Genomic DNA, 19,508 nt, shown 5'->3' with positions numbered 1-19,508 from the left:
TCCTCGGGCCTTCAGGGTGGACGGCCCGGCCCGGCAGATCACCGACACCTGCGGAGACCGGGGCTGCTGGACGGGGCGGTGGCCGGTTCCGGCAGCCGGGATGGCCCGAACGGGTGAGTGGTCGGGCGTATGTGCCGGTGGGGGCCGGGGGGTGGTGCGGCCTAGCATGACGGGCTGGCAGGGCTCGTTCCGGGATGTGGGGGAGGTTGCTGTGGCCAGTGAGTTCCAGGAGCGGAAGCTCCAGGAGATGTTCGCCGCATTCGACGCGGACGGGGACGGATTCCTGCGCGAGGCGGATTTCCGGGCGCTCGTCGCGCGCTGGGAGCAGCTGCCGCGGGTTGCAGCCGAGACGGAGCTGCGGGCACGGCTGGAGTCACTGCTGATGGGGTGGTGGGCGGCTCTGTCGGAACGGGGGGACATCAACGGCGACGGGGCGGTGGACATGGGCGAGCTGCTCGCGCTGGTGGATGAACTGCCCGCCATGGTCGCGACCGTCACGGCGACTGCCGAAACCGTCTTCGAGGCGGTGGACGAGAACGGTGACGGGGTGATCTCCCCGGCCGAGCACCGTCGGCTCGTGGAGACGTGGAACGGGCGGCCGGTGCCGCTGGACGGGGTCTTCGAGCTGCTCGACCTCAACGGGGACGGGCACCTCAGCCGCGAGGAGTTCGCGCTGCTGTGGCGCCAGTTCTGGATCAGCGACGATCCGGCCGAGCCGGGCAACTGGCTGTGCGGCCGATTCGCAGACTAGTGCGTTGTCCACGCATGTTCGCCGGGGTTGACCGGGAGACTTGAACCCGCGGCCGTCCCCGGCGGCCGGCGTCGGCTGCGGACCTTGGAGCGTTCGCGGCGTTGGGCAGCCAGGACCTCGGGGTGGCAGGCATCCGGGTTGCACACCGCAGACGGTCCTGAAGCTTCCGGGCCGAGAGCGGCGGCGGGATCCGCTTGGCCGCCAGAGCCGTGGCCGGCGCTGCAGCGCTGCCGCCATCCGCACGGGACCGCCGCTTGGACGGCGGGTGGTCGCCGTCACCGCACCCCAGGGCCGGAAGGGCCTGCGCCATTGTGCTGTCGGCTTCCCAGGTCTGCTCCTCGAAGCCTTCGACGCCCCGGGACCGATACCCCAGCCGCCGGCGGTGCAGCCGCCGCGAGTTCAGGCCACTTCGATGAACGCCATGGGTACCGGCCCGGACTGCCGCCCGGCTGGTCTGTGATCGGCGTTCCTGAGTTTGGCCGGCCTTGGCGGAGCGCAGGATCGAGCCATGATGAAACAGTGCGGACCCATGGCCGGAAACGTGCGCGCAGGCTCGTCGAAAACCGTTCCGTGCGTGACGGGGTGACGCTGCCGTCCGCAGCGGCCCGGGCAGCTTCCGGTGGTGACGCAGTGGGCCCTGTGGGACTGTCTCCTGCGGTGCGGGAGACAGTCGAGGCGATCGTGCGGGCGGTGGGAGCCGGAGACGACATCCTGATCGGCCGCCTGCTGAACAGATTCACGCAGATCGCAGACTTCGACGCCCTCGTTCACCTGCGCACCCGCCTGTACACCGTGCTGCGCGCGACGACGGGCACGCGCTCGAACAACACGGTCCCGATTGTGCCCGGAGGCCGCAGTTCACTTCGCGGGTCCAGTCGCGTCCGGGTGTTCCGCTAGCAAGCGGTCAGTCTTCATCTGGGAGGAGTGACGCGGAGGCTGGCGGATCGTTTCAGCTGACGTGAATAATGGATTCCGCTCTTCCAGGCGGGGCTCCCGCCGTCCGTACCGCATCCGCCTGCCCGGTCGGGGTTCGCCGCCCGCGGCCGCCGCCCGTGTGCCGAGTCAGCGCAAGGGAGTGGTGGTGTGAAGGACCGGTCGTTCTACTGGTGCCGCTCCTGCCGCCAGCCGCTCTACGCCACCAGTTCTCTCGCGGTCAGGGCCGGCCGGGACTGGGAGATCGACCACCAGCAGCCCGCCGACTGTCCCGACGGGCACCTGATGCCCCTGACCGGTACTGCCGCAGTCCCCGAAGATCTGCCCAACGCTCCGCGTGTGCTGCGCGTCTTCGGATCCTGAGCCCCGGCCTGTGCCGCGCCCAGAAGGGAGGCGTGGCGGCCGCCTCCCTTGCGGGTCCGCGAGTGACGGATGGGTCACGGCCCGCCACGGCGTCCGGTGTGGGGTCGTTGAGCTGCTTATGGACCAGAGAATCGTTTCAGCGCCGAGGGGTTTCGCCGATGTGAGGGCGGGCGGCGGGCGGGCTTCGGATTCGCCGATCTACGACGCCCTTGAGTGGCAGTGGCTCCAGGAGGGCCGGGAGGTTCCCGGCGGTGAAGGTTCCGCGCCAAGCGGCAGGCACCGGTCAGGAGGCGCAGACCTGTTCCACCGCGGCTGACCGGACGAGGGGTCCAAGATTCGTGTCGGGCAGAAGGCGAATTCGGTGGCACACCTCCCAGTTTCTGCGAGCGCGGGGCCGTCTTCGCCGGCTGGCCGCGGCCGTCGTCAGGCGGCGGGCTGCCGCCACGCCGGCGGCTCCGTCTACTGCATCAGCCTCAGGGCGTAATCCCGTGGGCCGATGCTGCGCGGGAGGGGCACGTGACAGCGTTCCCTTGTGCCCACGGACTATCCGGCGCGGCATGGTTGAGGATCCGTCACTAAGGGGAGGGCGCATGACCATCACGCCGTTCATCAGCCGGAAGGGCATGACGCGCCGCGGCATGCTGGGAGCCGCGCTGGCTGCCGGGGCTGCCGTGCCGCTTGCCGCCGCTGCCGGCCCTGCCTGGGCCGATCCCGGCGCCCCGGCCGCGGCGCGGCTCACGTTGCCCGTGCCGACCGGGTCGCATCCGGTGGGCACGGTCGAGCTGCATCTCGTCGACCGGTCGCGTCCGGACGACCTCGCGGGCCCGGGGCACTTCCGCGAGCTGATGGCCACCGTCTGGTATCCCGCCCGCGACGTCGAACGGTACCCGGTGGCGCCCTGGATGCCGGCCGGCGCATTTCAGGCGTTCCTCGCCGACGTCGGGTTCGCTGAACTGGCCCCGCTGGGGCCACTCACCGTGGGCCATGTGGGTGCTCCGGTGCTGCGAACGGGCCGACGGCTGCCCGTCGTCGTGTTCTCGCACGGCGCGCACAGCCACCAGAGCGACCACACCGTCATGGTCCAAGAGCTCGCGAGCCACGGATACGCCGTTGTGACGGTGGCTCACCAGTACGACACGTATACCGAGTTTCCCGACGGCCGGATCGCCCTCCCGCTCCGAGATCGGCCGGCACCGACGCTGCCCGGGGACTTCGCCGCCGACCTGCGCTTCGTCCTCGACTGCGTCGAGCAGCTCGCCGCCGGGTGCAATCCCGACGTCGACCACAGGGAGCTGCCGGCCGGGCTGCTGGGATCCCTGGACCCGCGGCGGATGGGCGCGTTCGGCTGGTCGAAGGGCGGGACGGCCACCGCCTGCGCCATGCTCGCGGACGAGCGCATCCGGGCCGGGCTGAGCCTCGACGGCCCGATGCAGATGAATCCGCCGCTGGCCGGCGACTTGCACCGGCCGTTCATGATGATGTCCGCCGCGTTCGCCCGGGCCACGGATCCCGAGGCCGCCGCGTTCTGGTCGCACCTGCGGGGCTGGCGGCTGAACATTCAGGCCCAGGGCGCCGTCCACGTCTCGTACGGCGACAATGAGGCGCTGTTCCCACAGGTGGCGAAGCTGTACGGATGGAGCGGGCAACAGCTCCAAGACGTGATCGGCACCCTCGATCCCGACCAGGCGGTGCGGATCCAGCAGGCGTACCCGCTCGCGTTCTTCGACGAGCACCTGCGCCACCACCGGGGCCGGCTGCTCGACGGGCCGTCCCCAGCCTTCCCGGCAGTGACGTTCCTCCCCTGAGTACCCGGGACCACAGCACCGCGGTCCCTCGCAGGCACTTGAGGGAGCAGGACGGCTGGGCCGAGCTCTATCCGAACCGCCTCGGTTCCCTCACGGATGGAAAGGTCGACCTGCCGCTGCCTCCAGGCTTGCCCGAGGCGGAGCGCAAGAACTGGCTCTCGGCCGCGCTCAACGTGGCAGCCGATTGCCCGCTGCCCCTGATCAGGGCCCTGTCCTGACCTGACCGGCAGATCCCGCCCTCGACCTCGCGTACCTGCGGGCGTACGTAGGGGCCTCGTCGCCGGACTGCTTGCCGCCTCGGCGGGCCGGTTCGTCGAACGGTGTCGGCTTGCCGAGCGCCCCTGGTGGTACGTCGCCGCCCTGACCGGGTGGCGGGCCTGGCGGTGGGACCGTGCCGACGCAGCCCTCGCCCACCTGGCCGGCCCAGCGGATGACAGGCGCCGCGGATCGCGTACGCCGCCGCTACGGCGTGGACCTCGCCGAAGTCCGGCCGCACACGTGGTCGCTGGCGAGCTGCGAGGCGACATCCAGATGGTTCGGGAGGGTTTCGCGGCGTCGGCCCGGCTGACCGCCTGGGCCTGGGGGTACGCGGCGATCGCGGTCGGCACCGGCTGGTGGTCCGCGGCGGTGCTGGCCGCGGTACTGCTCCCGGTGGCCGGGCGACAAGGTCGTGAGGCTGTCGACACGCTGGCCACGCTGGCCGAGAGCGCCGTGGACCTGCACGCAAGGGACGTGGCCGAGCGGCTGGGCGTGGCCTGCCCCGACGCTTTCGGACCCACCACGGCCGCCGCGGTCAACACGATCCTCTGAGCCTGAGGCGGGGACTTCGGAGCGGCTCCCGTCCCGGGCGGGACGCGGGGCATACGCGGGCGGTCGCTCAGGACTTCTGGACGAACGCGCCGGCCCTGCGGGAACTCTCGGAGCAGGATGGCTTCTCCGAGGCGGTCATCTTCCGGCTCTCCGCCACGACCGGATGGATCATGCCGTCGGTGCCGTTCTGGACCGGACCGATGAGGATGTCCTGAGTACCAGTAGCAGTGAACCCGCTTGGGGCTGTCGGAGCGGGTCTGCAGGTGCCGGAGGCGTCCGCGGAGTCGGCGGATCCCACCGTGTCGTCCCACGTCATCGTCTCAGGTACGCCTCCTTGAGCTGGAGCAACTCGCCGGAACCCTGTCCCGGCTGGTGTCCCTGCCCACCATGCTCGTCGCGTTCGCCTGATACGGCAGCGACGGCAGCATCGCCCCCCTCATGGCCGGCGGCTCGATCACCGGCGCGCTCCTCCTGCGCGTGAGCCGGGTTCGAGGCTTCAATCACAGCTTCCGCGGGGGCCGACTCCTGACGCCTCTGCTCACCTCACGGACGCCTTCGGGGTTCGGACGGGGCCGCCGTCGGGCCACTCGGCCTGGCCGGGTGGGTACCGCGCGCGCCGGCGCGGACCCTCTTCTCGGTCCGTTGGCGTAGTCGACTGACGGACGGAGGCCGCTGCTGGAATGCCCGCCGGGATGGGGGCGGGACCGGCCGGGCGCCTGGCCACCTCACACGCCGCTGCTTCCGTGGGCGCTGGATCCAGTGGCGGGAAGCCCGGTCTACGCGGCAAGCGGGACGGGTGAGCGGCTCGCCTCGCGTGTCCCGATCGCGCCGTCGGCGCCCGTCCCCTGCGGACGACCCGACCGGTTTCCTGCACTCTCAGCGCCAGGCGGGATGTCCCTCCGCGGAGGCACCGGTGGTGAGCGTGCGCTCGCCGGTCTTGTCCGCACGCACGGCCCAGATCACGGGCCGCTCGTATGGGCCGCGGACGAAGGCCACCCACGTACCGTCGACGGACCAGGCGGGGTCCATCTCATGGGCGCTGGTGGCGATCAGTTCACGATCGTTGCTTCCGTCGGAGTCCACGAGGTGGATGTCGCCCTGGGTGCCCGTGCCGTAGGTCCCCGCCGTGTAGGCGAAGGTGGCGCCGTCGGGTGACCACACCGGGTCTTGTGCCGCGTGGGGCAGCCGGGTGACCTGCTGCGGGGCGCGGTTCGGGGCGGCGGGATCGACCACGTGGATCTGCCAGTTCTCGGGATCTGTCTGCAGGCAGACCGCGATGCTCTTGCCGTCCGGCGACCACGCGGGATCCTCGACCGGGCTCCCGCCCGAGGTGAGCTGGCGGGCCGTGCCGTCGGCGACGCCGACCACGAACAGCTGCTGTACGCCGTCCTTCATGCGAAGCACGGCGAGCTGGCTGCCGTCCGGCGACCAGGACACCCTGCCACCGGCGATGGAGGCGATCCGGCGCGCGTTCGAGCCGTCGGCGTTGGCGGTCCAGACGGCCGTGCCCTCGGGCGTGCTGCGGGTGAATGCGAACGACCTGCGGTCGGGGGACCACTGGGGCAGGACGTCACATGCGCCTGCGCCGCCCGCGATGAGCTCCACGGGCTTCTCCGCCGAGGCGTCCCGGCGGGCGATGACGCTGTGGCACGTCCCGGGCCAGCCCGGGGCGGTGTCCTGCCGGATCAGCAGCGGATCGGCGGGGAACGGTGCAGGGGCCGGGGCGGATCCGGTGGGCGAGGAGGCGCGGGGCTTGGAACTGTCCTTGGTCGAGTGGCTCCATGGCTGCCACACGAACAGGCCGGCGGCCGCGAGAGACGTCACGAGCACCGCCGCCACCGCCGCGCGGCGACGCCGGGGCTTCCCCGCAACCGCTGGCGGCACCTGCGCGGGGGCGGGGGAGAGCTGCGCCGCGGGCCCCGTCACGGTGCGCGACCGTTCTGTACGGGGCTCCGCGACGACGGGCGGGGCGGCGTCCGGTACCGGGACGTCCTCCGGGGTGTCCTGCCGGGTCTGCGACGGGCTGTCCGGTGCGGTGGGGAGCACCATCGGCTCCGGGGCCGGGAGCAGCTGCGTTGCCGCTTCCGGCAGCCAGGAGTCACCGTCCGAGTGGCGGACGGTGAGAGTACCGAGGAAGGCGGCCGGGGTGGGCCTTGCCGCCGGGTCCTTGGACAGACAGGCGCCGATGGCTTCGCGGAGTTCAATGGGCACCGCGGTCAGGTCCGGCTCTTCGTGGACCACCTTGTAGTGCCTGGCCGCGGACGGCCCGTCGCCGAAGGGCGCGCCGCCCGCCGCCTGGGTGAGCACCACCCCCAGAGCGAACATGTCGACCGCGGGGGTGAGCGCCCTGCCGCCGGTGAGCTGCTCGGGCGCCAGGAAACCCGGTGTGCCGACCTGCATGCCGGTCTGTGTCAGTGACGTGCCGTCCAGGGCGCGCGCGATGCCGAAATCGATGACACGCGGCCCGTCCTCGGCGACGATGATGTTCGCGGGCTTCAGATCGCGGTGGATCACCCCCGCGCGGTGGATCGCGTCGAGTGCCTCGGCCAGGCCGGCGGCAAGGACGGTGAGCGTGTCCAGGGGCAGCGATCCGACGCGCGCGAGTACCGCTTGCAGGGTGGGGCCGGGCACGAAGGCCGTGACCAGCCAGGCCGGCTCCCCGTCCGGGTCCGCGTCCACCACCGGAGCGGTGTGGAAGCCGCCGACCCGCCGCGCCGCCGCGACCTCGTCGGCGAACCTGCGCTTGAACCCGGGCTCGGTGCTCAGCTCGGGACGTACGACCTTGATGGCGACCGCACGGCCGGACCGGGAGCGGCCCAGGTAGACCACGCCCATGCCTCCCTGACCGAGCCGTCCCACCAGCCGGTAGCGGCCCTCGCCGAGCGAGGTGGGATCCCCCGTTTCGAGCGGCTTCATGCGTCCCCCGTTTCACACCTTGCGCGATGAACAGCCTCTCCTTACCCGTCGCGCCGTCCACCAGTCAAGCGAGGCCCTCGCGGAATCCCGACCGAGGTTCTCCACGTGCGGCGCCGACCGCCGAGGCCTTCGACGGCTTTCGCCGAGCACCCCGACGCCCCTGGCGCGCTGTACGGCATCGACGGGCGCATCGACCTGCCCGAATCCGAGCTGCTCCACCTCGAAGGGCACCTGGGGTCCGCTCCGGTGCGGTGGTGGACTGGCTCTGTGACCTCTGGGTCAACCCGGCAGAGGGTGTGTCCACCTCTCGGGGTGTCTCGGTCCGCGAACGCGGACGGAGATGAGGGCTGTCGACCCTGAGAACCGCGTCGTCTCGGTTGTCCCGTGTGGAGCCCTTGCCGTGAGATGCACTCGTGCGGGTGATTGATGTGCCAAGGGCATCGACGGGTCAGCATGCGCGGTGACTTGTCGCTTCGCGCTGGTGCAGGGGCAGCGGTATGAGTGCCGGAGTTGCGACGTCAGCGGTTCACGCCTGGCTGGGTGAATGCGTAGGTCCGGACCGGGTCGAGGTGTAGTTCGTAGGGCCCGGAGCAATCCGCGGCGAGCGTGGCAATTCGGGCTCCGCAGGGACAGGCCCGGTTCGGTCCTTCGGTTCCGTCCGGGCCGCAGCATCCAGTGCTGTTCTCCCAGCGAGGCAGAGGCTGCAGGACGGACGCATCGTCGGGGTGAAGAACGATCGTGTTGCGGGCGCCGACCGAGATGACGAAGCCGTCGGGAGTGGCTCTGAGGAGTCCGCGGGGCTGGGAGGGTACGGGGTTGTCTTGATCTTTCTGCGGGACGAACGGTGCTCCCCACGGCTCGGGTTCGATTGCGTAGTAGCCCTGGGGAACCGTAGGTGGGGCCTGTCGTGCTCCTTCGGGCCGGGCAACGTTGATGCCTGGGACGGTCGGAACGGCGGGCAGCGCTGTCAAGTCCGGCGTGAGTGCGTTGCCGCATTTGGAGCAGTGGAAGACCGTCATGGGTCCCGTTGTAGCTGTGCATCGTTGCGCTCTGCATCCCATATTCCTCGATCGGATCGGCAGCGGGCGAGTCAGTCGATGGCGAGGCAGGGGGACGACAGCGTGCGCGCTGCTCTCCCGTCCTGCGTTGAGCTCACTGCGGAGCCGCTGGAGCTCGCCGTCTTTTGCGGCCAGGGCAGACAGGAGGAGTTGGTGGCGCTCATTGAGCTGCGTGAGCTCGGTGTGGGTGCGGGCGAGTTTGCCGGTGATCCGCTGGTTGAGGTCATGCAGCCGTGCGACGCGGGCCTCGCGTGGGTCGGGCTGTTGGCCGGCTGCCCAGGCGGGTGCCCTTCCCTTCTCGGACTCGTCCCTGAGGTGGCTCCAGGTCCGGTAGGGGGATGCGCGGGAGATGCCCGCCTCACGGGCGAGCTTCCTTCGCGCTCTCGGCGAAGCCCGCCTGATCACCCCGCTCCGCTCCGCCGGTGGACATCGCGGCTACTCCCGCTACCAGCTGCGCCTCGCCGCCCGCGCCCGCGCCCGGGAACTCGTGGGCCGGGGCAGCGGGATCGAGGCCGCCTGCCGCATCGTCATCCTCGAAGACCGGGTCGAGGAAGCCCAGCGCGTCAACGCCGAGTACCGCCGCGCCGCCGCTGCGGCGGACCCGTCGTACGCGGCCTGAGACCGGACCTCGCGCCCGCCGGCGGGCTCTGGCACCCGGCGGCGGGAGCATGCTGCCCGGGTTTCCTCTGGTGACAGGGTGTGCGGGCGTGTACCGTCTGGGTCAGCTGTCGTGGTTCGGAAGTTCCCATTGCCCACGCCTTTGGCGCGGGCGTTTTGCTGTGCTGTGCCGCAGGAACCAAGGCGATCACCTCCGTCTTCCGCGTTGTGGGAGGCGTTCTGTCGACTGGAAGGCATGAACATGGCTACGGGAACTGTGAAGTGGTTCAACGCGGAGAAGGGTTTCGGCTTCATCGCCCAGGACGGCGGCGGCCCGGACGTCTTCGCCCACTACTCCGCGATCAACTCCTCGGGCTTCCGTGAACTTCAGGAAGGTCAGGCCGTGACGTTCGACGTCACCCAGGGCCAGAAGGGCCCCCAGGCCGAGAACATCAACCCGGCCTAACCCTCCCCACCCCGCCCCTCGACCGTTCGGGCGTCCATAGTCCTGCCGGACGAAGACGCCTGCATTGTCGGCGGGACTTGAGGGATACCGGATCAGGGCCGCGCAGCATCTGCTGCGCGGCTCTGATCCATGTCGAGACTGTCTGCCGCGCCGCGGGGCTTCACCGGGACGCTGTGCGCGCCGGCCCCTGCCGGGCACAACTGCGGGGCCGACGGCCGGCTCGGCGCGAAAGCCGGGCCTGGCGGCCTGGCTGTGGACGCCACCCGCGGCGAGCGACGCGTACGGACTCCCTGGTCGCGTTCGGGCCGGGGCGCAGGGCTCGCGAGCGTTGCCCGGCATGTCGCACAGCCCCAAGGCCCACTGAGGCCCTCACAGGCAGCCCTCGCTTGTCCGTCGCGTGCGGGGAGAGGGAGGGGCGAACGTCGGGCAGTGACCTGCCCGACGGGACCTGTGTGCCCCTGCACCGTCGTTGCACGAGGTGAGGGCCCGGCCGCGGCGGTCGGCTGAGCCACGCAGGGGTCGGTCGGCCGGAGGTCGAGCGGGTCAAGGGGCTGTGGGCTGTGTGAGGCGGCATTCGGCTATCGCGAGGGGCCGGCCACGGCCGAGAGCTGCCTGTGATGGTCACGGCGGTGAGGTGTTCACCCGGCGGGGTCACCGCGAGTGCTGCGGCACCGACCGGTTCGATCAGCGTCACCACGGCTGCGGTCACCGCACGTACTGCCGTGGTTCCGGTACGGGACCCGGTTCCGCGCCGTCAGACCTCTGCGGCGGCAGCGCTGGGCCGATGGGTGCTGGGATGTGGAAAGCATTCAAGTGCGGCGAGGTAGGGCAGGTGATCCAGACGCTCGTCGAGGAGGAATCTGCGGGTCAGGTCGAGGTGTTCGCGGGTGCGGGTGAGGAACACCCAGTGGTCGGCTTCCTGGATGGTGGCGAACACGGCGGGGGACGACATGGCGGCCAGAGCCCGGCTGTCGGCGGGGCGGATGGCGCTGTCGTGCTCGCCAGTGACCACTAGGAGAGGGGCTGACACTCCGGTGGGCAGGGGTGCTTCGCACATCATTTGCAGGCAGCGTGTCCACTGGCGGAGGTGGTTGTCATCCGCACCGTTGAAGAGGTCCTTGAGGAGCCACTGCAAGGTTGCGCGACCGCGTACACGCCGGTCGGGGTCCAGGCACACCACAGAGGACACGATTTCCTCGGCCACGCCGTGCCGGTCACTCTCCGCGCGGGCCGCCGCCATGGCGGGGGTGACGCCGGGGGGCATGCGAGGGCGGTGGCCATTGGCTCCTGTGAGGACGACGCGATCGATGCGGCCCGGGTGGCTGACCGCGAGGCGGTAGGCGATCTCTCCTCCGTGGGAAGTCCCCAGGACGTTCACCCGGGGCAGGCCGAGTTCGTCCAGGACGGCAGCAAGGCCGTCCGCAAGATCGCCGAGACCGCAGTGCGCAGGCAGGGTCCCGGGGTTGGACACTCCGGCGATGCGTACACCGATGATGTCGGCCACAGACAGCAGCGCCTCGGCCTGGGGGCGGATGGTGGACTCGCCTTCTCCACCCGCGCGGACGACGAAGACGGGGGCAGTGCGCGGCGAGGGGCTCGTGCGGGTCTCGACCTCGAAGGCCAGCCCTCGCCTGTGGATCACCCGGGTAGTGACGTCGCATGGCTCCATGCCTGCTCTGCTCCTCGCTACGGTCGTGTGTGCGTGTGTGCGTGTGTGCGTGTCGGGTCGTGGGTTCGGAGCACGTCCGAAAAGGGTGCTGGGGGCCGCGGGGAGGGGACAGCGGCGCGGCCCGGTCGCTCGTGGAAACGGGCACCCAGGGGTCGGCCGTCAGGTCTCCCTTTGTAGCAGGCAGCGCGGCCACGAACGGGTTGTGATCATGCGATGAATGGGCCTAAGGGGTGACTCCTCCCGGTGTACGGCCGCTTCCCGTTTTGCCTCTTCCGCCTCGGACAATGAGCGCAGCGGGAAACACCGGAGGGAGGCTGGTCCTTCTCCGCCGTGATCGACGAGTACACGCCCACGCCTGCACCGGCCTGTCCGACAGCGCAGCGCGCTTCTCGGCGGACCGTGTCTCTTTGATCATTTTGGGAGTTGCTGGGGTGTGACGAGAACGTCGCAATGTGCGTGACGGCCTTGGCCGGCACAGGTGGAAGGTGGGTTATGGCAGGCACGGTCTACGACGCGCTGGTCGGCATCCTGGACGAGACGTTCCAGGTCGAGCCGGAGATGATCCGGGCCGATGCCACCTTGGCCGACATGGATCTGGACTCCCTGGCAGCAGCCGAGCTCGCAGCCATCGTGCAGGACCGGTTCGGGGTGAAGGTCACCGGCCAGGAAGTGGGCAAGGGCTCAACGCTGCGCGACGTTGCCGCAGTGATCGACGGCAGGATCGACGGCAGGACCGACGCCCACGAGGCATCTGCGGCTGCGGCATGTCAGTGAGGCAGCAGATCGCCGTGACCGGGCTGGGGATGGTCACCCCCGCCGGGTCTTCTGTGGACGCGACGTGGCGCAGGGTCTGCGAGGGTGCCTCCACCGCCGCCGCCACCCACCCCGGGCTTGCGGGCATGCCGGTCGACTTCTGCGCCTCGGTCGGCGAGTTCGATTCCAGCGTGGTGGGGCGCCGGAACCTTTACCGGCTGGACCGGTTCGTCCAGTTCGTGCTGGCGGCCGCGCACGAGGCGCTGGCCGACGCCGGCCTGTTCGCGGCCGACTGGGACGGCCCCCGGGTAGGGGTGGTGATCGGGTGCGGCATGGGAGGTGTCGCCAGCTGGGAGAAGCAGCACGCCCGCCTGATCGGGCAGGGACCCGAGAGTGTCTCTCCGCTGATGATCCCGATGATGACGCCGAACTCGGCCGCAGGTGAGATCGCCCTGGCCTTGGGGGCGCGAGGGCCGGGCTTGGTGGTGTCGACGGCCTGCGCGTCCGGTGGGACGGCCATCGTGGTGGCCCGCGACCTCCTCGCCTCCGGACAGTGCGACATCGTGATCACCGGTGGCACGGAGGCCGCGAACACGCCGCTGACGGTGACGGCGTTCGCGAACCTGGGGACGCTGTCGCAGCGGTGCGAGGATCCGACGGCCGCGTCCAGGCCGTTCGACGCCGACCGGGACGGCTTTGTGATGGCCGAGGGCGCGGCGGCGCTGGTGCTGGAACGGGCTGAGCATGCCGCAGCCAGAGGCCGGCGCCCCCGAGCGCTGCTGGCCGGCTGCGGGTCCGCCTCAGAAGCCCACCATCCCACCGCCCCCCACCCTGAGGGTGTGGGTGCGTCGCAGGCCCTGCGGGCGGCGCTGCGCGACGCGCATCTGACCGCGGCGGACATCGATCATGTCAACGCCCATGGCACCTCGACCGTGCTGAACGATGAGGTCGAAGCACGCGTCATCCGCGAGGCGCTGCCCCACGGGCCGCTGGTCACCTCCACCAAGGGGGTACTGGGGCACCTGCTCGGTGCGTCGGGCGCTGTCGAGGCGGCGCTGACGGTCCTGGCGATTCAGCAGTCCACGGTTCCGCCCACAGCCAACCTTCAGGACCCCGGCCCCGGCATCGACCTGAACCTCGTGACCAAAACCCCTTCGCGCCAGCCGGTCCGGGCTGCGTTGTCGAACTCCTTCGGGTTCGGCGGCCACAACGTCGTCCTCGCCTTCACCACCGCATAGACCACAACACAGGGCATTGCCCGCACGACAGGAGCATGCCGCCCATGGACACCGCCACCCCCACCGCACCCTCGGCCGCCCCGCCCGCACCGCGCGGTGTCATCCGCAGACTCCAGTCCCGCCAGGGACGTGAGGATCCCTTCCCCCTGTACGAGGAGATCCGTCGCGCCGGGCCGGTGGTGAGCCTCGGCCCGCACGCGCTTCTGGTCACCGGCTTCGCCGATTGCCTCCAAATCCTCACTGATCGGATCTGGCAGGTGCCCGACCACACGTGGCGCGCCGCACGCGGCCTCGACACCGACGGCCCGAGCAGAAACGTCCTTCTCACCCTTCCGCGACTCAACCCCCCTGCTCACGGCCAGGCACGCCGCCTGCAATCCGGCCCCTTCACCACCGCCGCGCTGGAACGCCTGCGCCCCACCGTCCGCAGGCTCGTACGCACCCACCTGGACCGGTTGGACGCCGAACTCACCGAGTACGGCCGGGCGGACTTCATCGACATGGTCGCCCGCGCGCTGCCCGTCGCCGTGATGTGCGAAATCCTCGGCCTGCCCACCGAGGACCGGGCCCTCATCGCCCGCTACAGCCTCGAAACCGCAGCACTGACCGAACCCTTCGCCACTCCCGCCCAGACCGCGGTCGCCGACGCGGCGGCCGCCGAGTTCCACGCCTACGTCATGACCCTGCTCAACGCACGTGCGCTCTCACCTGGCACCGACCTGATGTCCCAATGGCTGACGCACGAACGCTCACGCACGGGGCCGGTGCCTCCTGACGAGCTGGCCGCGCACATCGTCTTCCTTGTCGGCGCCGGGGCCGAGACGACCTCGTCCCTGTTCGCCACCGCCGTCCAAGCCTTCGAAAAGCACCCCGACCAGGCGCGGTGGCTGGCTACCCATCCCGAAGCCCTGCCCCAGGCCGTCGAGGAACTCACCCGGTGGGACCCGTCCGTCCAGAACGCTGTGCGTGTCCCGACCCAGGACACCACGCTGGCCGGCACTGCCGTCCCCGCCGGCACGCTCGTCCACGCCCTGGTCGCCGCCGCCAACCGCGACCCTGCACAGTTCCGCGACCCCCACACCCTCGACTTCCAGCGCCCCCCACAACGCAACCTCGCCTTCGGCGCCGGATTCCACTACTGCCTCGGCGCGCCCCTGGCCCGCTTGAACGCAGCCGAATTCCTCCCTGAGCTCCTGCGCCGCTTCCCCGCCCTGCGCACCGCCGGACCAGCCACCCGAACACCCGGCCTCAACCTGCGGACCTTCCTGACCCTCCCCATCACCCGCTCCCGTCCAGTGCTCGCCGCTGCCATCGCACAGACCGGTGGCGCGACGTGACCTGCCAGACATAGCGGCCCTTGAACCCCGAACCCGGGCCAACACGTCCAGACAAGGAAGACCATGCAGGTCACAGATGTGCACCATGCCTACCGCCGACATGCTGTGCTGCGAGGCATCGACTTGGACCTTCCCCCCGGGGTCCTGGCCGGGATCGTCGGGGAGAACGGCGCGGGAAAGTCGACCCTGCTGAAGATCCTCTCCGGTGAACTGCGCCCCAGCCGCGGCGCTGTGACCCACCGCGGCAGGTTCGGGTACTGCCCCCAGGACGTGGTCCTCAACGACGCGCTCACGGTGCGCCAGCACCTGGAGTTCTTCAAGACCGCCTACGGACTCGCAGACTTGCGACGCGCCGAAGAGCTCATGGCGGCACTGCGGTTCACCGAATACGCGAACACCCGCGCCGGGGTCCTCAGCGGCGGCACCCGGCAAAAGCTGAACCTCACCCTCGCCCTCATGCACGACCCGCAGGTGCTGCTGCTGGACGAGCCCTACCAGGGCTTCGACTGGGACACCTACCAGCGGTTCTGGGACCTTGCCGCCCAACTGCGCGACGCCGGCCGCTCGGTGCTGGTGGTCTCCCACCTGGCCTACGACGCCGAACGCCTCGACCAGCTCTACCGCCTGAACGACGGCCGCCTCCACCCCCACATGTCCGCCGCCGCACATACCCCGGAAGGAGCAGCGGCATGAGCAACGGCACCAGAAGGCACCTGGTCTGGTTCACCACCGCTGTCCGCTACAACCTGATCGAGCACTCCCGCAACAAGTTCGCCATGCTCCTGGTTGTGGCCTTCGTCCCCACCTGGACCACCCTGGCCTACCTCGTCATCCCCAGGACCGCCGTCCCCTTCCACCTGCGCGCCACCGGCCGGCTCCTCTCCCCGGCCGGGAACCAGCTGACGCAGCTCACCGGTGCACTGAACGTCGTCGCCCTGATCACCGGGTTCATGATGTTCGCCGCTACCTTCACCGGGGGCCGCTTCGACAAACGCCTCGCGCTGGCGGGCTACCCCCGCACCCACCTCGTGCTGGCCAAAGCCGCCACCCTCACCCTGGCCTCGGCCCTCGTCGCCGTCTACGCCACCACCCTCATCTGCGCGGCATGGTCCCCCCGACAGCCCCTCCAGCTCGCCACCGCACTCTTCAGCAGCGCCATGACCTACGGTGCCCTCGGCGTCATCTTCGGATCCGTCCTGCGCCGCGAGGTCGAGGGCATGTTCGCCGTCGCGATGACCAGCGTCGTCGACATCACCTTGCAAAACCCCGCCCGCAGCTCCAGCGCGGAGAGCCCCCTCGTGCACTACCTGCCCTCTCACGGCGCCATCCAGACCGCCGCCGCGAGCGCCTTCTCCACCGCCCACACCCCGGCCTACCTCGCCCTACAGGCCACCTGGTTCACCGCCACTGCCCTCCTGGCCCTGCTCACCTTCCACCAGCGCACCCGCAACGCCCTTCCACCGAAAAGCCAGGTCGTACGTCTCGTCCATGCCGGCACAGAGGCGCCCGGAGCGGGTAGCGACGGCGCAGCGACACCACCGAAGCGAACACCGGCGCCGTCACCTGCGCCTTGACTGCGATGGGCCGTTTCTACTTGGAGCCTTTCGCCCACCTGAGCAGCGCGGGAAGCTGCAGCTCGGTGGTCTGCGGCGCCGGCCGCGTGTACAGCAGCCTTTCGAGCTCCGCCCCGATCACCATGACCCTCCACCCGCCGACCGCCGAGCAGCCGTCATGACGGGTCTCTCATGCATCGTGGCGCGGGACGGATGGCATGCCGATCCTCCTGCCGTGAGGTCCCGAGATGCGGTAGAGGCACTGGCCGGGTCGGCGCGCACCAGACCGGAGCGACGGCCCGTGATCATCTGTCTTGGCCTATCGCGTCATCGGCGCGGGAGGGATGGCCCAGACCCGTTCCCTTCCAGTCCCGTATGACGGTGAGGGCCTTGGCGCTCGGTCCTTGCAGTGCACCCGGCCGGCGATGGGCGCGTTATCCGCAGAGGGTGAAGAGTTTTCCTCGACGGCTGCGCGGATGTTTTCGTCCTGGGTGAAGCCGCGCCAGGCGCCGCTGCTGCGTAGCCGCCGGTCGTGGTGGGGTAGGGCGTGGAGGAGTTGGGCGGCGGTCGTGCGGCGGCGCCGATCTGTGCCAGGTGGCGTACGGCCGGGAGCGTGACGGGAGGCAGGCGGCTGATCGCCGGCGTCCTCGCGAGCCCGGCTCCCGCGGGCTCCCGACGCAGGGCTGCAGTGGCGTTTCGCCGGTGAAGGGTGCACCCCGGGAGGGTGAACCGGCCCGCGTGCGCCTGTCGCTGACGGTGAACAGCGCATGAGCTGAGTTCAACGGGCGCCGTGCCCTGCTCTTCACCCTGCCCGTCCCGGGTGGCAGGGTGCCGATCCAGATCCGCCGCGGCTCGCTGGTGCAGGACCGCTTCCCCGACCTGGTCGTGGCCGCGTTGGACCAGCTTCCGACCAGCTTGGTCCTCGATGGCGAACTGATGGTCTGGGACCCCGAGGCCGGCGCCTGCGGCGCGGCCGCCCTCGCGGCCCGTACCCCGGCCTCCTTCGTAACTGGATCGCGCACGGGTTCCTGACTGCATGCCACCCTGCGGTGAGCCGCATCTGAGCAGGTGGGAGGCCCATGTTCGAGACTTCTCCCGACGCGCGGGATTTCGGGGCGTGACCGCCGGCGGCGTCCCGCGGTTCGGTGCCGGGCCGGCTGCGGCGGCCGGCTGAGCCCTGCATCAGGGTTGCGCGCAGGCCGCCCTCGGTCTCGGCGTGTCACGGTGCGGACTTGGGCATGTCGGGCGGGCCTACATCGGCCATTCCACGACATGGCGGATGGTGAGGGCATTGTCCGACTCCGTCATCACGCACCTCAGCCTTCCCTTTGGGAACCGCCCCTCCATGGTTTCCCGGAGCCGCAGTCACCCCGGAAGTTCGTTGCCGTCGACGACGCGCTGGAGCAGATCGAGCAGCGTGGTGCGCTCGGCCGGGGACAGGGTGGAGTAGCAGGCGGTCAGGACCTCGTCGGCGATCCGGTGTCCGGTATTGAGGACCTCTTCGCCGGCGGCGGTGAGATGGTGCTCGATGCGGCGGCCAGTGCCGGGCCTGCGGTCGATCAGGCCCAGGGCTGTCAGTCGGCCGGCGAGCGTGCCGAAGGCCTGCTCGCTCTGGAATGTCGCCGCGGCCAGGGCCCGGGCCGGCGACCCGGGCGCACGGCTGATCGCGCGGAGGGCGTCCCACTGGGCCAGCGTCGTGCCGGCAGCGGTGAGGCGGCTGTCCAGAGCGCGGTGCTGCCTGTACTGGGCCTGCTTCACCGCTCTTCCGAGGACCTGCAGTTCATCTGGCATGAGCAGAGTCTACGACACAACTAAGCTTGTTTATATAAACAAGCTTAGTTAGAGTCCTGGGCATGCCTTCGAACATGAGCGTCACCCTGTACCCGGACCTGCCCCTCACCCTGACCGAAGCCGGCAGTGGCAGGCCCTGCCTGATCCTTCACGGCGGCGGGGGACCGGCCACGGTCGCCGGACTTGCCTCCCATCTCGCCCAGACCGCGCACGCCATCACTCCGGTACACCCGGGATGGGACGGTACCCACCGCCCGCCGTGGCTGACCGGCATCGACGATCTCGCCCTTGCCTACCTGCACTACCTCCAAGATCGCGGACTGCGCGACATCCTGGTCGTCGGCTCCTCGATCGGCGGCTGGACCGCAGCGGAGATGGCCCTACGGGACACCGCGGGAATCATCACCGGGCTCGTCCTGATCGACCCCGTCGGCATCCACGTCGAGGCCGAGCCGATCAGGGACTTCTCCGCCCTCGACGCCCGTGGCGTGGCCGAGTACGCCTGGCACGACTCGGCCCGCTTCTACCGAGACCCCGACCTGCTCCCCGCCGAACAAGCCGCCCTGCAGCAGGGCAACATGGCCACCCTGAGCGTCCTCGCCGGTGACCCCTACATGCACGACCCGAAGCTGCTCCGCCGTCTGCGGCGTGTAGACGTCCCCGCTCTCGTGCTCTGGGGTGAGAGCGACCGCATCGTCACTCCCGCCTACGGCGCCGGGTACGCCGAGGCCTTCAAAAACGGTCGGCTCCAGGTCATCCCCAGGGCAGGCCACCTGCCGCAGCTGGAACAGCCGGAAGCGACCTTTGCCGCGATCGACGGTTACCTGCGCAAGACGGCTGCTGGTTCTGTCGGGGGTTGATCTGAGCACCACTCCGGTGGTCGATGCCGAGGGCTCCCTGGCCGTCCTCGGGGGCTGACACGGTCGTCGCCCTGACGGCCGGAGCTGCCTGTTTGGTTTGCCGGCGTTCCTGTTCGGATTGGGCGACGGCTCTACGAAAGAAGAGCGACCGCCCTCGCAGCCCCCGGCAACCGGGGAGCCGACTCCCGGGCACTGACGGAGCAGCGTCGAAGGCGAAGGGAGGCTCGTGCCGGGCCGCCCCCTCGTCATGCGGCAGCCCAGTCCACACCGAGGCGGGCGAGGGCGGCGAGTTGGTCGGGGCCGAGGCGGTCGCGGCGTTGCTCTGACTCGCCGAGCTCGGCTACTGCATGACCTCCGTCATGGACCCACAGGTGATAGCCGTTGTCATCGCAAGTCCGACCGCGCTGGTGGCCGCTTTTGCGGCCTACATGGCAGGACGTCACCAAGGCCACGGAGCTCACCGCGGTCCCATGGACGCAGTCCGCCGACAGCACCGGAGGGACGCCTACGCCGCCTTCCTGAAGGCCGCAGAATCGTACGCATACGGGACACGACGCACCGTGACGCTCGCCCAGGCTCGTACCGAACTCGCCAGCAATGGGCCGCTG

The 19,508-nt window shown here is 70.4% G+C and carries 17 protein-coding genes; 14 read left to right on the top strand and 3 right to left on the bottom strand.

What is annotated here, in order from left to right; translation table 11 throughout:
• The first annotated feature begins 211 nt into the window (after positions 1 to 211).
• The 5 genes from ACFXGI_RS02225 to ACFXGI_RS02205 all read left to right on the top strand — a co-directional run bounded on the left by ACFXGI_RS02225 (position 212) and on the right by ACFXGI_RS02205 (position 4,662).
• On the top strand, positions 212 to 751 hold the full coding sequence (locus ACFXGI_RS02225) for an EF-hand domain-containing protein (protein ID WP_384701974.1): 540 nt from the start codon (positions 212 to 214) through the stop codon (positions 749 to 751).
• 657 nt (positions 752 to 1,408) lie between these two features.
• Positions 1,409 to 1,648, top strand: coding sequence for a hypothetical protein (locus tag ACFXGI_RS02220; RefSeq protein ID WP_384701971.1), 240 nt, complete (start codon positions 1,409 to 1,411; stop codon positions 1,646 to 1,648).
• Between the two features lie 186 nt (positions 1,649 to 1,834).
• Entirely contained in the window at positions 1,835 to 2,047 is a 213-nt protein-coding gene (locus ACFXGI_RS02215; protein ID WP_384701968.1) for a hypothetical protein, read from the top strand.
• Between the two features lie 557 nt (positions 2,048 to 2,604).
• On the top strand, positions 2,605 to 3,852 hold the full coding sequence (locus ACFXGI_RS02210; RefSeq protein ID WP_384701965.1) for an alpha/beta hydrolase family protein: 1,248 nt from the start codon (positions 2,605 to 2,607) through the stop codon (positions 3,850 to 3,852).
• 531 nt (positions 3,853 to 4,383) lie between these two features.
• Positions 4,384 to 4,662 carry a hypothetical protein gene (locus ACFXGI_RS02205; RefSeq protein WP_384701962.1) on the top strand — a complete coding sequence of 93 codons (279 nt, stop codon included), beginning with the start codon at positions 4,384 to 4,386 and terminating at the stop codon, positions 4,660 to 4,662.
• A gap of 876 nt (positions 4,663 to 5,538) precedes the next feature.
• Here ACFXGI_RS02205 and ACFXGI_RS02200 read toward each other — a convergent pair.
• Positions 5,539 to 7,578, bottom strand: a complete 2,040-nt coding sequence (locus ACFXGI_RS02200; RefSeq protein ID WP_384701959.1) for a protein kinase — start codon at positions 7,576 to 7,578, stop codon at positions 5,539 to 5,541.
• A 1,407-nt stretch (positions 7,579 to 8,985) separates the two neighbouring features.
• Here ACFXGI_RS02200 and ACFXGI_RS02195 point away from each other — a divergent pair.
• Both ACFXGI_RS02195 and ACFXGI_RS02190 read left to right on the top strand, forming a co-directional pair.
• Entirely contained in the window at positions 8,986 to 9,255 is a 270-nt protein-coding gene (locus ACFXGI_RS02195; RefSeq protein WP_384701956.1) for a MerR family transcriptional regulator, read from the top strand.
• A gap of 240 nt (positions 9,256 to 9,495) precedes the next feature.
• Positions 9,496 to 9,699 carry a cold-shock protein gene (locus ACFXGI_RS02190; RefSeq protein WP_019072426.1) on the top strand — a complete coding sequence of 68 codons (204 nt, stop codon included), beginning with the start codon at positions 9,496 to 9,498 and terminating at the stop codon, positions 9,697 to 9,699.
• Between the two features lie 754 nt (positions 9,700 to 10,453).
• On the opposite strand, the gene ACFXGI_RS02185 is transcribed toward ACFXGI_RS02190, so the two are convergent.
• Positions 10,454 to 11,368, bottom strand: a complete 915-nt coding sequence (locus ACFXGI_RS02185) for an alpha/beta fold hydrolase (protein ID WP_384701953.1) — start codon at positions 11,366 to 11,368, stop codon at positions 10,454 to 10,456.
• Positions 11,369 to 11,860: 492 nt separating this feature from the next.
• Here ACFXGI_RS02185 and ACFXGI_RS02180 point away from each other — a divergent pair, with 492 nt between their 5' ends.
• From ACFXGI_RS02180 to ACFXGI_RS02155, 6 genes are all read left to right on the top strand, one after another.
• Positions 11,861 to 12,142: an acyl carrier protein gene (locus tag ACFXGI_RS02180; RefSeq protein ID WP_384701950.1), complete on the top strand. Its 282-nt coding sequence runs from the start codon at positions 11,861 to 11,863 to the stop codon at positions 12,140 to 12,142.
• Positions 12,133 to 13,359, top strand: coding sequence for a beta-ketoacyl-[acyl-carrier-protein] synthase family protein (locus ACFXGI_RS02175; RefSeq protein WP_384701947.1), 1,227 nt, complete (start codon positions 12,133 to 12,135; stop codon positions 13,357 to 13,359). The genes ACFXGI_RS02180 and ACFXGI_RS02175 overlap by 10 nt, the downstream gene beginning before the upstream one ends.
• Before the next feature lie 44 nt (positions 13,360 to 13,403).
• Positions 13,404 to 14,696: a cytochrome P450 gene (locus ACFXGI_RS02170; RefSeq protein ID WP_384701944.1), complete on the top strand. Its 1,293-nt coding sequence runs from the start codon at positions 13,404 to 13,406 to the stop codon at positions 14,694 to 14,696.
• Positions 14,697 to 14,759: 63 nt separating this feature from the next.
• A complete protein-coding gene (locus tag ACFXGI_RS02165; protein ID WP_384701941.1) occupies positions 14,760 to 15,389 on the top strand; it encodes an ABC transporter ATP-binding protein in 630 nt (209 codons plus the stop codon).
• Entirely contained in the window at positions 15,386 to 16,270 is an 885-nt protein-coding gene (locus tag ACFXGI_RS02160; RefSeq protein WP_384701938.1) for an ABC transporter permease, read from the top strand. The genes ACFXGI_RS02165 and ACFXGI_RS02160 overlap by 4 nt, the downstream gene beginning before the upstream one ends.
• Before the next feature lie 807 nt (positions 16,271 to 17,077).
• Complete coding sequence (locus ACFXGI_RS02155; RefSeq protein WP_384701935.1) at positions 17,078 to 17,281, top strand: hypothetical protein; 204 nt, start codon at positions 17,078 to 17,080, stop codon at positions 17,279 to 17,281.
• A 333-nt stretch (positions 17,282 to 17,614) separates the two neighbouring features.
• Here the strand turns inward: ACFXGI_RS02155 and ACFXGI_RS02150 are convergent, their stop codons facing one another.
• Positions 17,615 to 18,040: a MarR family winged helix-turn-helix transcriptional regulator gene (locus ACFXGI_RS02150; RefSeq protein ID WP_384701932.1), complete on the bottom strand. Its 426-nt coding sequence runs from the start codon at positions 18,038 to 18,040 to the stop codon at positions 17,615 to 17,617.
• Between the two features lie 62 nt (positions 18,041 to 18,102).
• Between ACFXGI_RS02150 and ACFXGI_RS02145 the strand changes: the two genes are divergently transcribed.
• Positions 18,103 to 18,900, top strand: coding sequence for an alpha/beta fold hydrolase (locus ACFXGI_RS02145; protein ID WP_384701929.1), 798 nt, complete (start codon positions 18,103 to 18,105; stop codon positions 18,898 to 18,900).
• The last annotated feature ends 608 nt before the right edge of the window (positions 18,901 to 19,508 follow it).

This window comes from Streptomyces sp. NPDC059355 (assembly GCF_042752335.1).
GTDB lineage: Bacteria > Actinomycetota > Actinomycetes > Streptomycetales > Streptomycetaceae > Streptomyces.
This window is presented reverse-complemented; position numbering and strand designations above follow the sequence as displayed.

Coding starts and splice junctions, on each gene's coding strand:
- ACFXGI_RS02180 (WP_384701950.1), top strand. CDS start 11,861: ATGGCAGGCACGGTCTACGACGCGCTGGTCGGCATCCTGGACGAGACG.
- ACFXGI_RS02160 (WP_384701938.1), top strand. CDS start 15,386: ATGAGCAACGGCACCAGAAGGCACCTGGTCTGGTTCACCACCGCTGTC.
- ACFXGI_RS02170 (WP_384701944.1), top strand. CDS start 13,404: ATGGACACCGCCACCCCCACCGCACCCTCGGCCGCCCCGCCCGCACCG.
- ACFXGI_RS02145 (WP_384701929.1), top strand. CDS start 18,103: ATGCCTTCGAACATGAGCGTCACCCTGTACCCGGACCTGCCCCTCACC.
- ACFXGI_RS02190 (WP_019072426.1), top strand. CDS start 9,496: ATGGCTACGGGAACTGTGAAGTGGTTCAACGCGGAGAAGGGTTTCGGC.
- ACFXGI_RS02175 (WP_384701947.1), top strand. CDS start 12,133: ATGTCAGTGAGGCAGCAGATCGCCGTGACCGGGCTGGGGATGGTCACC.
- ACFXGI_RS02205 (WP_384701962.1), top strand. CDS start 4,384: ATGGTTCGGGAGGGTTTCGCGGCGTCGGCCCGGCTGACCGCCTGGGCC.
- ACFXGI_RS02165 (WP_384701941.1), top strand. CDS start 14,760: ATGCAGGTCACAGATGTGCACCATGCCTACCGCCGACATGCTGTGCTG.
- ACFXGI_RS02185 (WP_384701953.1), bottom strand. CDS start 11,368: ATGGAGCCATGCGACGTCACTACCCGGGTGATCCACAGGCGAGGGCTG.
- ACFXGI_RS02195 (WP_384701956.1), top strand. CDS start 8,986: ATGCCCGCCTCACGGGCGAGCTTCCTTCGCGCTCTCGGCGAAGCCCGC.
- ACFXGI_RS02200 (WP_384701959.1), bottom strand. CDS start 7,578: ATGAAGCCGCTCGAAACGGGGGATCCCACCTCGCTCGGCGAGGGCCGC.
- ACFXGI_RS02210 (WP_384701965.1), top strand. CDS start 2,605: ATGGTTGAGGATCCGTCACTAAGGGGAGGGCGCATGACCATCACGCCG.
- ACFXGI_RS02150 (WP_384701932.1), bottom strand. CDS start 18,040: ATGCCAGATGAACTGCAGGTCCTCGGAAGAGCGGTGAAGCAGGCCCAG.